This is a genomic window from Dyella acidiphila (genome assembly GCF_014863405.1).
Taxonomy (GTDB): Bacteria; Pseudomonadota; Gammaproteobacteria; order Xanthomonadales; family Rhodanobacteraceae; genus Dyella_B; species Dyella_B acidiphila.
Genome location: NZ_JACZZA010000017.1, coordinates 45,189 through 58,576, shown reverse-complemented (window position 1 = coordinate 58,576; position 13,388 = coordinate 45,189). Strand labels below are relative to the sequence as shown.

Below are 13,388 nucleotides of genomic sequence, written 5' to 3'. Positions count from 1 at the left end.
ACGGTTCGGCCGCATAGCGCGTTGAATTATCGGCCACCGGCTCCTGAAGCTGTCCTGCCAGCCATCCAGGATGTACATCTGAAGCTCGCTGCTTAAACTAACCCTACATCTGGACCAGTTAGTGCAGGCCACTCAATGGCGTTGATCGTCGACAGCAGTTGACGGTTGTGGGCTTTCCCGCGGACGGAGCCGTGAAACGTCAGCGGTCGGCGCAGGTGCGCGGGGATTTTCAGCGCTTCAAGATTTGTTGATCAGTCTTCTGATCACGGCGATGGCGACGTGAATTCCGCAGGCCAGCCGGGCAGCTTTTCAAAATGGCCGACGTGGTCCGCCACGAGCATGCCGTGTTCGCCGGCGTTTGGATCAAACGCTCCGGCTGCATCTTCCACTTGGAACAATCGAAGACTCATGTTGGGAGAGCGAGGCGTGATGGCGGCTTCGAACTTCCCTGCAGGCGGGCAATCCTCGGATCGGACAGTCCCGAACGCTCGGCGAGGGAAGCGAAGGTGTGGCGGCTTGCCACTGGCGAGCGGTCACGCCGGAGGGCGGTTGGCTTGAGCTTGATTGCCACAGTTTTTGCTAATCAATTGGGTTCCCAGCGAAGGCATCCCTGCCGAGCCGAGACACATCGGGAGTAGCAAAACGAAAGACCCATGGCGGGGTTTTGTATCAATACTTTCTACTTTTGTTCGACAGCCCAGGGCGTTCCGGAAAGCGCCCTGACGGGGCCGGTTCTCGCTTGTAGGCGGATGTCTTCGAATACTGGACCACCTCTGTGGCAGAGGCCCTATTGCTGAATGCCTTGTCTGTCGCATAGACACTATGAATCTGGGCCGCTGAAAGCGGCTCAAGGGTGCGGGCCATAATAGGTTTGCCTAAAAGACAGTCGCGAAAGTGCGCGACAGCACGAGAGAGAACCCTGCCCATGAGAAGCAGGGTAAGACTCAGAGGCGATGGCTTGCGATCACCCGTGAGATGTCGGGATCGATATTCCCTAAAACACGGGTCCATCATGGGCCCCGCGGGCCCAAATAGCAATTTTTCAAATCCGACGTTGGCGCGGAGTTTTTTCGTTGGGGTAGATGGGAACGCCTTCTCCAGGCGGACATTTCCACGAAGTGAGTAACCCCGAAAATTGGAACCCATTTGATCCGCGTTGGGCCGTGATGGCGGACTTGATCATTTACCCATCCGTCGCAGCCAGCGATAGTGCGAGGCGAGGCCGGCGCCGAATGAGCGGTTCGCGCGGTAGGGGACCCCGTATTCGAGGCAAGTTGTTTCGATCACGCGTGAAATAGCTGGATAGTGGATGTGGCATATGCGTGGAAATAGGTGGTGCTCGATTTGGAAGTTCAGGCCTCCGACCAGCCAAGTGATCAACCCGTTGTCGCGAGAGAAGTTCACTGTGGTTTCGAGTTGGTGGATCGCCCATGGCGTGTCCATGCGCCCCGGCTCGTTCGGAGACGGGAACGATGCTTCTTCTACGGCATGGGCCAGCTGAAACACCAGCGCAAGCAGCAAGCCTGCAACCACGGCGACCACCGTGTAGTAAAGCAGCACAGCGCCAATCGAATGAAATACCAGAGGCAAGCCAAAAGCCAGGCCGAAGAAGATCACTTTGCCGAGCACGAAAATCAGCAGATCCTTGCCTCGCGGACGCGGAATACGGTGCTTGCCGATGGTGCCGGTCAAGATGTCGCGGAAGTCATCATGCAGATGCCAGCTTATGACCGTAAAACCATAGAGCAGCCATAGATAGATATGCTGCCAGCGGTGGTGCCAGTAGCGTCTCTGCTGTGGCGAAAACCTCGCCAGGGCGCCAAGGTTGATATCACTGTCGTAGCCGTCGATGTTGACGTATGTGTGGTGGAAGTGAGCGTGCTTCCAATGCCATATGTAAGAACTGCCGCCAACGAGGTCAAGCGTTCTGGCCATCCATTTGTTGGTCGAGCGTCGTTCCGAATACGCCTGATGACCGGCATCGTGCTGAATGTTGAATCCGATCTGGGCCATGGCGATGCCAAGCGCGACGCTGAGCAACAGGCCCTGCCACCACGTCGCCGCGACAAACACAAGGAGCACATATGAAGTGAAGAAAGACGTGAGGATGATCGCCGTCTTCAGATACATGCGCACATTGTCTCGCTGTTTGCGCCCGCTGTGCTCGAAATAGTCGTCAACGCGCCGTCGTAACTCGCGGTGGAATGTGTTGTCGCCGCTGAATTTCAGCTTGCCGGTGGTGGCGTCCACAGGCGGAGATTGAACGGTATTGGCTGTGCGAAATGGTGACTCTGCGGACATGGGGTGCACTCGGGGGAAGCCAGTGCATGGTAGCCGATGCACAGATAAGCTCGCGCGGGAATGGCGCTCCCGCGAGTAAGAGTAAGCGAATTTGAGGGCCCGCATGCTGTGCCCGTAGAACGGCATCGGCGAGCGAGCGGCGCTCGCCGTAGGTCGAAAGCGGAGGCCGGCATTGCTCGGAAGCCACCCGTGAGCTGTTACCGCTACATCCTGAAGCGAAGGAATGCGTTTCGCAGGAGAACGACTTGGCTACTTGCTGTTCCGCTTCTTTTCTTGTTTTGCCGCCTTCTTCTCTTTCATGGTCTTGGCCGGCTTTTTCTTATCGTTTTTCTTTGAATCCATGCCCTTGCTCATGTTGCACCCTCAATCGTGATTAGAAATCCATGAAACCCGCGGACGTTGCGCTCGAACGCCGTGCATACCGGCTCGATTGTCTCTCACTCATGGCTCCTTGTCTCGTTTGGCAGCGTTGCGGGCCCCGGCTGTCAGGGCAGCAGGCAGCGATGAGAGGGGGGTAGAGGGCGACACTGAGCCGCAGGTCATCGCCACCATGGGTCAGCCGTCCGATGATGAGCGGGCAGGGGGACGAAGTTTTCCTCAATACGGTGCTCCCGACTGCACGTCGCCGTGTGTGCGACGGCTTTGGTGTCTCAATCGCCTCAGCATCGTTGGTGAGGCGTGGATGATCGAGTTGGATGGGCAGGGGCGGGTGGTGCGGACTTCATACATCGAATCACCATGAGGGTGGATGCGCTCGTGTCGTGACGCTAAGGCCGCGAGGTTGTTTGCCCTGGATCGCACATCATCCTCAAAAAGTCACTACCGGATTGTCTGTCAAGCACAAACTTGCCCAAATACTTCCCGTTGAAGCCAGGGTTACGAGCAGAAACCGAGTGACTCGTGACGCCACACTGATCGTGCTTTCACAACAGCCGATCTGGTACCGGCATTTTTACAACGAGGAACAACATGGCTAACAATAGGAAAGCTCGCTCTGATCATCACCGGCCATCCTTAAAGCAGCGAGTGAAATGCCTGGAAGCGGCGGTAAGGGATGATCCGATGGGCACGGGACTCAGGGCAGCCCTGAGTTCTGCCATCACGACGATGGTTGTTCAACCCACTACCGCGCATTGGTGGGCCGCTGCTGTAGTTGCCGCACTGGCTTTGGCCTATAACGCAGGGCGCAAGGCCGATTGATGCTTGGTTGTGTCTTACCAATAAGGCTTGGCGCATGTCCTGGGTTTGACAGCTACATTCGCCGGCAAGACCCTCGTGGGAGCGAAGGCCATAGGAACTTCGCGTAGTAGCTCACATATGTAGCGCGTCGGCTACTGGATTTGATTTGATCGGGTTCCGGAAGTGCCGCCAGAGTAGTTACGTCATCAGGTAGCGGTCCAACTTAAATACAGGCCTGCCGCCCTGGGTCAGTGTCTGGGTGGCGTTCGGCTCTGCCTAGAATCAAACGTGCTCTGGCTGGAGTCCAGATTCTGGATGGAGGGGAGGGGATTTGCCTGTTCCCATTGCCCGTAGCGTACCGTAGGTTTGATCGAGTCTGCTCAAGGCTGGGCGATGGATTATATTCAACTGAATTGCACTTCATGGGTGGGTTGGGGTTGATGCGATGATCAAGATGGTTGGAGACACTGCGATACTGCCGAAGCACAAGGCAACCTGCCATTGTGGAGGAGTTGTTCTCGAGCTCGATCTGCCGGATGGGATCATGGATGCACGCTGATGCAATTGCGCCATGTGTCGACGAAAAGGAACGGCGATGGGCGCGGTGCCGCTTAAAGGGCTGCGAGTGCTGCAGGGGCAAGAGTTACTGTCAGTCTATCGTTTCAATACCAAGACTTGCGAGCACTACTTCTGTTCTTACTGCGGCATCTACACCCACCATCGTCGACGGTCGAAGACGGACCAGTACGGTTACAATATTGGATGTCTGGAGGGGGCGATCCGCATTTGCTCATCGATGTCCTCATCAAAGACGGTGTGAATCACCAGGCGGACAGATCGGCAACGTAGCCACAGCTTGCCTCAGATTTATTTTTATTGCGCGTTGCTCAGCTGCATGATTCTGGACGAGAAGTCGCACGAACAAAACCCATCTTTACATCAGCGGCGGATGGCTACCGGTAGACTATTACCCGGGAAAGTCTGCCTTTACCGATTTCTCAAATAGCCTAAGTTGAGATTTTCGGTATACTTTTTGACATATGCTGATGTAAGTTTTCTTTACTTAATCGGCGTAAAAGTCCGTTTTTCCGACCAACGGATGCGATGACTTATATGGCATGGCGTGAAGACTCTCTCCACCGACTTGCTGCTGCGGCAGCATCAATGGACGATGTCGTTATCGAGCTCGCTGGTATCGTCCATGACCTTGGGTTCGAATATTGCTCTTATGTTTTAAGGACCGGCACGCCTATCTGCCATCCGTCGGTCATCTGGTCTAGTACCTATCCTCAAAAATGGCTTGACCGATATTTCAGCAATCAGTATTTGGAGATTGACCCAGTCTTGCAGGGTGTCTCCCGAAGCGATGCTCCGCTGACTTGGTCAAATGCAACCACCGATGGCAATGAGCGATTTTGGGAAGAAGCTAAATCGCACGGCATAAAGCATGGCTGGGCGGTGGCGAGTTACGGGCGGTATACGACTATGGGGATTTTGTCTTTGGCAAGATCTACTTCGTTAATCACCAAATCAGAATTATCGAAGAATGAAATGAAAATGGTGTGGCTATCGCAAGTGGTTCATGGCTTGATAGCTGCTGCTGAACTTCCAAAAACGGCTTTTGCTTTTGTAGGAACATTGTCACATCGAGAGCGTGAAATTTTAAGATGGAGTGCGGCTGGAAAGACTGCCGATGAAATAGCCTCAATCTTGTCGATCACGGAGAGAACCGTCACGTTTCATATAACAAGTATCCTGGCAAAACTTAATGTCGTAAACAAAACTCAGGCAGTTGCAACGGCGCTCCTTTTAGGCATCCTCGGCTAACTAAGGGTTCTTCACCTCGTTTTCACGCCTGTCGATTTACTGGCATTGTTACGAGCGATCTGCGGATCGGGTGGATGGCAGAGCCGGCCAGTATGAACGCGAGCTCGAGAGCAAGGCCGGCGAGGTGAAGCTGCGGGTTCCGAAGCTGCGACGGCTGCCGTTTGAGACGGCCATTATCGAGCGGTATAAACGGCGTGAGGCCTCCGTCGAGGAGGCGTTGGTCGAGATGTATCTGGCGGGAGTATCGGTGCGCAGAGTCGAAGGCATCACCGAAGTATTGTGGGCACCCGAGTGAGCCCCGGCAGGGTCTCGCGGCTGAACCAGAAGATTTACCGGCATCTGGAAGCCTGGCGTAATCGGGAGATCAGCGGGCACTTCTATCGCAATGTGTTCAGCCACGTGCCCAACGGGAAGGTGGCCGAGGTCGCACGGATGCTCAAGGCGATCCGCTCTCAGGTGGCCCGATTAAAGGAAATGAGGCTGCGCGCACCCCTCAACCCACTGACGACGGTTGCGGACGAATAATCCGCTCGACCGGATTATTCGTGAGATCAGAATACGCACGAGAGTCGTTGGAACCTTCCCGGAAGGACACTCGGCATTGATGTTGGTTGCGGCGAGACTCGGACACATCGCCTTGACCAAATGGGGTAAGCGGCCCTATAACCTTGAGAAAATTCGCTCCAGAAACTTCTTGGATAACAACTGTAACTTTTTACAGTGTGCTCTTTTGAGAGCTACTCAGACAATGGGGTCGATGGGTGGCAATTTGGTGTCGAGAAATTCTATGGACGGTGACTAACACTATCCTCGCCATTTTTACGAAATACCATGAACGAATATAAGGCTCTCAGAAGTCTTGCGCCCCCACGGTCTTGGTTTAGAAATTTTTGAGTCCAAGAAATTGTTTTGTACGAGGCAACAAAAGGTCGCTCTAAAGCAGCATCCGCAGTGAATGAGCTGCGAACAGCGCGATGGCGCGACTGGTACCCCCCCCCCAGGTATTCTGGGCGCAGGGCTTAAGCTTCGCGCACTGAGTGTGCTGGGAATTTCGATGCAAGTAAGGCAATTCAATACTTCATGAGGATAAATGAAATGGACTATACCGTGAGTTCGACTGAAGCTTTTGAAGAAAACGTATCCAATAAGATTGGTTGCGGTGCCCACGAAACCAGGAAAGAGGAAATGAGCAGGCTCGTCATCGCTCACTCCAATGAGACCGCGGGTGATCTCGCTGCGTACAGTACTTGGTTCAGTATTTTCTAGGTGATGGTTTCTCTATAGAGCCTACTGAGATGGCCGCGCACGATTTCGCTTGGGCGACGCATCTCACTGAGGGAGTCGACGATGTTGTCGACTCCCGTTTTGAGCCTGGCGTTGGCCTGACTTGGAGATAGTTATGCGCTTGATGACCACGCGAATGGAAAGTAGAAAGCTATTTGTAAGCTTCAAGATGTCAGAAGTGTGTAACCTTGAATGTCCTTATTGCTACTTCTTCTTCAATGGTGACGAAAGCCACAAGAGCAATCCAGCTAGCATGTCCGTGGCCACCGCAGAGCGCGCTGGAAAATTTCTAGCGGAAGGCGCGCGCGCACTTGAAATACCCACCGTTTCCGTTGCGCTCCATGGTGGAGAGCCACTCATGGTTGGCAAGAAAAGGTTCAGGGAAATTGCTGAAACACTGATTCGTACTATTACCCCTCATGCGACTCTTCAAATGGGTGTGCAAACAAACGGGGTATTACTTGATGAAGAGTGGATCAAGTTGTTTTCTGAGTTGAACATCAGTGTCGGGATAAGCATTGATGGGCCGAAACATGTCAATGATTCGGTAAGAATCGACAAGAAGAAGCGCGGCAGTTACGACCGCATCGTTAAAGCCATAGCGCTTCTTCAAAAAAGTCATAAAGAAGGGCTTATTGGCGAGCCGGGTGCGTTGGCGGTTATTTTGCCAGGGACATCAGCCAAGGAAATTTACAATCACATTGTGCATGATCTTGGCCTATGGAAGTTTGATTTCATGCTTCCAAAAGACAGCTGGGAAAACTATTCTCCCGATATGACTGATTTCATTGAGGGCTTTTCATTGGAATTATTGGAGTGCTGGCTAGAGGACGACAATCCTCAAATCAACATCCGCACAATGAAGAATTTCTTTGCGCCATTTTTGACGGACTTTGGTGTAGACATGCGAATTAACTACATCGTTGACTTGATTGAGACAATCACCATTCGGAGTAACGGGGACGTATCCCCTGATGATTCACTGCCATCCATCAGTGAAGAATATCGCCACACGGGATGCAACGTCGCAACGTCTACTTTGAAAGAATTCTATTCAAATCCGCTATGGACGGATCTACGCCGCACCGTTTCAACGCCACCCGAAGCATGCGCCAAATGCGAATGGGTTGGATATTGCGGAGGTGGCGAGCTGATAACCCGGTACTCAAAAAGTAAAAAATTTAACAATCCGACCATCTATTGCAGTAGGAATAAGGCGCTTTACAGTCGTATCAGACAATACCTCTCGACCTACATTGATTTGAAGGAAGTCGACGAACGGACACGTCGTAGCAACGAACTAGCCTTAAATGAACTGGTGTTAGATTCCTAATTGGTGCTACTTGCGACGTCCCTCTGGTTCTGAGTGGTGCGGCGATTTGAAATCTAATCCAGCGATTGACCTGGATGTCTCCGGTGATTCGGTTCGACAGCTCACACAGGGCGACACGCTACTCAAAATCGGTGGGACGTCGGGCCGACCAAGGTGATGGGCCACAGCTCATCGGGTGTTCCGGTGTTGATCCATGCCGAGAACGATCGGTGCTTCATGGCGATCGCGCGATCTATCTCGGCGGTCTCGGCGCGCTCGCGCAAAAACCGTCTGATTTCACCGAGGGAATACCAGATGGCGGTGTGCGCCTTCTCTCGTGGCATTGGGTGAGGGGGCTGAGGTGGCCGCGTACGCATGCGTTCTTTCAGCATGCCCAACGACAGGCCGGTCAGGATGAAAACCTGCTGAGGTAACAGCAACACGCTGTCGTCGAGGTGGCCCACCTCGCGCATCAGGAACTCTGTTGAGACCGCAGCGACGCGTTTTGGCATGCCCACATCATGCGGGGCAAGCGCAAAACTTTTCAATCGAGGGGAGCCTTGGGGGAGCCTCAGCGATTCGGAGAGGCAGGGGCTTAAATATGAGCGGAGTGCAAGTATTTGATTAACTTGGTGCCCGGAGCCGGGATCGAACCGGCATGACCTTGCGGTCGAGAGATTTTAAGTCTCTTGCGTCTACCTGTTTCGCCATCCGGGCAGGAGGCAGCTAACGGGGTGACGAGAGCTGCAGGCGCGCGGATCGTAACATGCGCCTACCTTGGGACGGAGCGGGCGCTCCGTTTGTCGATAACGTCAGGCTACTGCGCTTTCGATAGGAACATCGGGGCGGGCATACTGTGCCAGCCGGATGGTGGAAGCGGGACCGGGCATTTCCACGCAGGTGCTGCGACCGGAACGGTTGTGTTCGTCGCGGGCGGCTTCGCGTGCAAGCTGGATGGCGGGGCCCAGCCGTAATTGGCTGAACAGGGTCGCCGTCTCCCGGCGAATGCTCCAATCCCCGTCGAGGGATTGCCTGAGCGAGTAGATCACCATCGGTACCTCCATCGGTTAGTGGAAACTAGCCTTGCTGGGGACTGCGACATGCGTGACTTACGACTTCCTATACGGCAAATAATGACATTTAAACTGCGGTACGTATGTAGGCAAATTCCTACGCGTTACGTGAGGGTTGGCGCAATGTGGAAAGTCCTTGCCCGGCCGGAAGTTACGGGCTTGCAATGTCCCCACCAGCCACCTACTTTGCCGAAGCACATGACCTAACCAGGGAGGGCGCCTGATGATTGATGTGGTACTCGTGGATGACCACGAGCTGGTTCGAACCGGCTTCAGAATGATCCTGCAGCAGCCGGATATTCGCATTTGCGGCGAAGCAGGAACCGCCGAAGAGGGGCTGCGGCTGATCCGCTCGAATCGACCTCATATTGCCCTGGTCGACGTGCATATGCCGGGAATGAGCGGCATTGAGCTGACCGAGCGCGTGGCGCGCGCCAATCTTCCCACCCACGTGATCGTGGTTACCGTGGTGGACGACGCACGCTTCCCCAAGCGGCTGCTGGATGCCGGTGCCTACGGCTACCTGACCAAGAGCTGCGCCGCCGAGGAGTTGCTCAACGCGGTGCGCCAGGTGGCGGACGGTCGGCGTTATCTGGCGCCCTCCGTGGCGCAGCAGCTGGCGCTGGCTACGTTGGACGGCGAAGCCTCTCCGTTCGATGCGCTTTCCAGCCGCGAGCTGGAGGTGGCGATGATGCTGGTGCGTGGCAAGCCGCTGACGGCCATCGGCGAACAGCTCAATTTGAGCCCCAAGACGGTCTCCACCTACAAACAGCGGCTGATGGAAAAGCTGCAGGTGGAACATCTCATCAGCCTGGCGCACCTGATGACCGTCCACGGCCTGTTGGATACGCACAACAACCAGGTCGGCAATTAGGCACGCACCGTCTGGCGGACAAAAAGAAAGGGCCGGAGTGATCCGGCCCTTTCTTTTTTGGAACGATGCGCTGGCCGATCAGGAAAGTCGGTGATCGTGCTGCTCGTGCTGCACCGGGTTTGTTTCCTCGTCAGCAGGTTCTTCCTTGGCCGGCTCGTGATCGTGCTGCGGCTCGGCCGCGGCGTGCTGGCGCAGCGGCTGCGACAGCAGGTCACCCTGCTCGGGCTGATGGAACAGCGGGGCGGGCGTGGCCGGTGCCGGCACCACGATTTCCTCGGCAGGCGCCTGGGCTTCCGGGGCGGCTACGGCGACGGGCTCGACCACGGAGGCGATCTCGCTGGTCACGATCGGGGCGGCAGGCGAAGCCACGTTTGCTTCGTTGGCAGCCGGCACGGCGTCATGCGGAATGCTCACAGTTACGACTTCGGCCGCAACGATGGCGGGTTCCGCCTTGGTCTCGGCAACGACTTCGTCGGCGACCGGAGGCTCAGCCGCTTCGCGCACCGGAATCGGCGGCAGGGCGGGCAGGTTGAACGATGCCGCCACCGGCGCAGAGGCGACGATCAGCGGCACCGCCGCGTGCTCATCGCTCACCGGGGTGTGCACAGCCTCGGCTTCCACCGTGTGCGCTTCCGGCGTTGCCGGAGCAGGGGTGTGGACGACGGCCGCAGGCGTTTCCGCAACGGTGGCTTCCGTGGCCGGAGCCTGCACCGAGGCCTCGGCCGGAACATGCTCCGGCTTGGGCGAGATCACCGGCTGCTCGGATCTGGTTTCCTGCGCATGGGCGATTTCCGGCGCATCGGTGTCCATCTCGGCATCGTCGCGATCTTCGTCATCCAGTGCTTCGTCGCCTTGCTCGTTCGGCGCGGTTCCGGTGGCACCGTCGTGACGACGGCGGCGGCGGCCACCGCGGCGACCGCGGCGGCGGCGCGACTGGCCGCCCTCGGCGGTATCGGCCGCAACGGCCGGTACGCCTTCGGTTACGGCCACGGCCGTGATCTCGGCTTCGGTTGCCGGCTTCGGCGCTTCCTCGGCCAGCTGGGTCTGGACTGCCGGCGGATTGGCCGGCTGCTGCACGCGTTCGGCCTGCGGCGGACGCTCCGCCTGAGCCGGGCGCTCGGCCTGCGGCTGGCGCGGCTGACGTTCCTGCTGCGCCTGCTTGTTGGCCTGCTGCGCGGCTTGCTGTTTGTTGCGCTGCTCGGCGGCGGCCTCGCCACTGGCTTGCGCCGGCTTGGGCTGACGCGGCTCCTGCTTGTTGCCGCCTTGCTGCTGCGATTGCTGGCGACCCTGTGCCTGCTGTTCGCCGCGCTGGCGCTGGCCCTTGCCCTGCTGCTGGGCACTGCGGCTGCCGCTCTGGGCGTCGCGCTGCTGGTTCTGGCGTTGCTGGCCACCGTCGCGACCGCGCTGCTCGTTGCGACGCTGATCCTGCTGCTTGCCGCGCGAGGTTTCCTGGCGCGCTGCGGGGGCAGGGGCCGGTGCCGGTGCGGCGGTTTCGTTGCCGCTACGCAGGAAGCCGAACAGGCGCGAGAAGAAGCCGCCGCTGCTGGCCGGTGCCGGGGCGGGCGCCGCTGCCGGCTGGCGCTTTGCGACCGGGGCCGGGGCGGCAGCCTGCACGGAGGGTTCTTCTTCGCGCAGCGGGGCCGGGCTGGCCGGCACGATGCCGCTGACGGCGGGCTGCTCGCTGCTGCCCAGCATCTGGCCCATCTTGCGCACGGTATCGGGTTCTACGGCGGTGAGGCGCTCGTAGCTGGGCTTGCTGTGCTCGCCCATGTCCGCTTCGCGGATGCGCTGGATCTCGATATGCGGCGTCTCGAGCTTGTCGTCGGCCACGATTACCACGTGCACCTTGTTGCGCAGCTCGATCTCGACCACGCTGGCGCGCTTCTCGTTGAGCATGAAGTTGGCCACGGTCGGCGGGGCCTGCACCAGCACCTGGCCGGTGTTGTCCTTCATGGCGTGCTCTTCGATCAGGCGCAGGGTCGACAGCGAGAGCGATTCCACGCTGCGGATATGGCCGTGGCCTTCGCAGCGCGGACAGACGATCTGGGTGGCCTCGCCCAGCGACGGGCGCAGGCGCTGGCGCGACATCTCCATCAGGCCGAAGCGCGAGATGCGGCCGATCTGGATGCGGGCGCGATCCAGCTTGAAGGCGTCCTTCAGGCGCTCCTCGACTTCCCGCTGGTGCTTGGGGCTGTCCATGTCGATGAAGTCGATCACGATCAGGCCGCCGGCATCGCGGATGCGCAGCTGGCGGGCGATCTCGGTGGCCGCTTCCAGGTTGGTGTTGAAGGCGGTTTCCTCGATATCGCCGCCCTTGGTGGCCTTGGACGAGTTGATATCGATGGCGGTGAGCGCTTCGGTCTGGTCGATCACGATCGAGCCGCCGGAGGGCAGGCGCACGCTGCGGTCGAAGGCGCTCTCGATCTGGGTTTCGATCTGGTAGCGCGAGAACAGCGGGGTGTCGTCTTTATAGAGCTTGAGCTTGCGCAGGGCGTTGGGCATCACCTGCTGCATGAACTCGCGCGCGTCGTGATAGAGCGATTCCTCGTCGATCAGGATCTCGCCGATGTCGCTGCGCAGGTAGTCGCGCAGAGCGCGGATGAACAGCTTCGATTCCTGGTAGATCAGGAACGGTGCCTTCTGCTGGGCGGCGCCGGAGATCGCCTTCCACAGCTGGATCAGGTAGTCGAGGTCCCACTGCAGCTCTTCGGCGTCGCGGCCCATGCCGGCGGTACGCACGATCAGGCCCATGTCGTCCGGTACGGTGAGGTGTTCCAGCGCTTCCTTCAGCGCCTGCCGGTCTTCGCCCTCGATGCGACGGGACACGCCGCCGGCCTTCGGGTTGTTCGGCATCAGCACCATGTAGCGGCCGGCCAAACTAATGAAGGTGGTGAGGGCGGCGCCCTTGTTGCCGCGCTCTTCCTTCTCGACCTGGACAACGACTTCCTGGCCTTCCTTGAGCAGTTCGCGGATGTTGGACTTGTAAGGATCCAGGCCCTGCGTGAAGTACTCGCGGGCGATTTCCTTCAGCGGGAGGAAGCCATGGCGCTCGGCGCCGTAGTCGACAAAGCAGGCTTCGAGGGATTGTTCAACGCGAGTGATGCGGCCTTTGTAAATATTGGCCTTTTTCTGTTCGCGGGAGGGGATTTCGATATCAAGGTCGTAAAGGGTCTGGCCATCGACGATGGCCACACGCAACTCTTCACGCTGAGTTGCGTTGATCAACATTCTCTTCATTGTGATTCCTCGGCTTGGCCGCGCGTCGCGCGCCGCGGTGGCGCCTGGTGTGGCGGCCTGTCCGGGGATCGCGCCGCTGCGGTAAAGCGGCAAATAAACGGTAACGTTCCCGATACCGGGCGATTCTTGGGCACGCATGCCGCGTTGTCTGCCTGCAGATGAGACCGGACAAGCGGCTGCCCGAACCGTTACGATTACAGGGTGTTTGCAACGGACTGCCGTGATGGCGACCGAGCCAAACTTCACCAGCGTTACGGGCGGGCACCCGGCCTTCACAAACGTCGGCCGACCGGGTTAAGCG

The 13,388-nt window shown here is 57.7% G+C and carries 7 protein-coding genes, 1 tRNA gene and 2 pseudogenes; 5 read left to right on the top strand and 5 right to left on the bottom strand.

What is annotated here, in order from left to right:
* Positions 1-1,179 precede the first annotated feature (1,179 nt).
* A complete protein-coding gene (locus IGX34_RS20865; protein ID WP_192557686.1) occupies positions 1,180-2,301 on the bottom strand; it encodes a fatty acid desaturase family protein in 1,122 nt (373 codons plus the stop codon).
* 1,624 nt (positions 2,302-3,925) lie between these two features.
* Here IGX34_RS20865 and IGX34_RS20860 point away from each other — a divergent pair.
* The 4 genes and pseudogenes from IGX34_RS20860 to IGX34_RS20845 all read left to right on the top strand — a co-directional run bounded on the left by IGX34_RS20860 (position 3,926) and on the right by IGX34_RS20845 (position 7,924).
* Positions 3,926-4,329 (top strand): annotated as a pseudogene (locus IGX34_RS20860) (GFA family protein).
* A 255-nt stretch (positions 4,330-4,584) separates the two neighbouring features.
* Positions 4,585-5,307 carry an autoinducer binding domain-containing protein gene (locus IGX34_RS20855; RefSeq protein ID WP_192557685.1) on the top strand — a complete coding sequence of 241 codons (723 nt, stop codon included), beginning with the start codon at positions 4,585-4,587 and terminating at the stop codon, positions 5,305-5,307.
* Between the two features lie 49 nt (positions 5,308-5,356).
* Positions 5,357-5,971 (top strand): annotated as a pseudogene (locus tag IGX34_RS22540) (transposase); the annotation flags it as partial.
* 735 nt (positions 5,972-6,706) lie between these two features.
* Complete coding sequence (locus IGX34_RS20845) at positions 6,707-7,924, top strand: radical SAM protein (RefSeq protein ID WP_192557683.1); 1,218 nt, start codon at positions 6,707-6,709, stop codon at positions 7,922-7,924.
* A gap of 122 nt (positions 7,925-8,046) precedes the next feature.
* On the opposite strand, the gene IGX34_RS20840 is transcribed toward IGX34_RS20845, so the two are convergent.
* The 3 genes from IGX34_RS20840 to IGX34_RS20830 all read right to left on the bottom strand — a co-directional run bounded on the left by IGX34_RS20840 (position 8,047) and on the right by IGX34_RS20830 (position 8,955).
* A complete protein-coding gene (locus tag IGX34_RS20840; RefSeq protein ID WP_192557682.1) occupies positions 8,047-8,415 on the bottom strand; it encodes a hypothetical protein in 369 nt (122 codons plus the stop codon).
* A 118-nt stretch (positions 8,416-8,533) separates the two neighbouring features.
* Positions 8,534-8,620 (bottom strand) — tRNA-Leu (locus IGX34_RS20835).
* A gap of 95 nt (positions 8,621-8,715) precedes the next feature.
* Positions 8,716-8,955, bottom strand: a complete 240-nt coding sequence (locus IGX34_RS20830; protein ID WP_192557681.1) for a hypothetical protein — start codon at positions 8,953-8,955, stop codon at positions 8,716-8,718.
* A 244-nt stretch (positions 8,956-9,199) separates the two neighbouring features.
* Between IGX34_RS20830 and IGX34_RS20825 the strand changes: the two genes are divergently transcribed.
* Positions 9,200-9,850 (top strand): response regulator, encoded by a 651-nt coding sequence (locus tag IGX34_RS20825; protein ID WP_192557680.1) that lies wholly within the window; start codon positions 9,200-9,202, stop codon positions 9,848-9,850.
* Positions 9,851-9,928: 78 nt separating this feature from the next.
* Here IGX34_RS20825 and rne read toward each other — a convergent pair whose 3' ends face one another.
* A complete protein-coding gene (gene rne / locus IGX34_RS20820) occupies positions 9,929-13,087 on the bottom strand; it encodes a ribonuclease E (protein ID WP_192557679.1) in 3,159 nt (1,052 codons plus the stop codon).
* Positions 13,088-13,388: the final 301 nt, after the last annotated feature.

Bases quoted from the DNA above. Each gene is read 5' to 3' on its own strand.
- IGX34_RS20840 (WP_192557682.1), bottom strand. From the start codon at position 8,415: ATGCCAAAACGCGTCGCTGCGGTCTCAACAGAGTTCCTGATGCGCGAG.
- IGX34_RS20825 (WP_192557680.1), top strand. From the start codon at position 9,200: ATGATTGATGTGGTACTCGTGGATGACCACGAGCTGGTTCGAACCGGC.
- rne (WP_192557679.1), bottom strand. From the start codon at position 13,087: ATGAAGAGAATGTTGATCAACGCAACTCAGCGTGAAGAGTTGCGTGTG.
- IGX34_RS20865 (WP_192557686.1), bottom strand. From the start codon at position 2,301: ATGTCCGCAGAGTCACCATTTCGCACAGCCAATACCGTTCAATCTCCG.
- IGX34_RS20845 (WP_192557683.1), top strand. From the start codon at position 6,707: ATGCGCTTGATGACCACGCGAATGGAAAGTAGAAAGCTATTTGTAAGC.
- IGX34_RS20830 (WP_192557681.1), bottom strand. From the start codon at position 8,955: ATGGTGATCTACTCGCTCAGGCAATCCCTCGACGGGGATTGGAGCATT.
- IGX34_RS20855 (WP_192557685.1), top strand. From the start codon at position 4,585: ATGACTTATATGGCATGGCGTGAAGACTCTCTCCACCGACTTGCTGCT.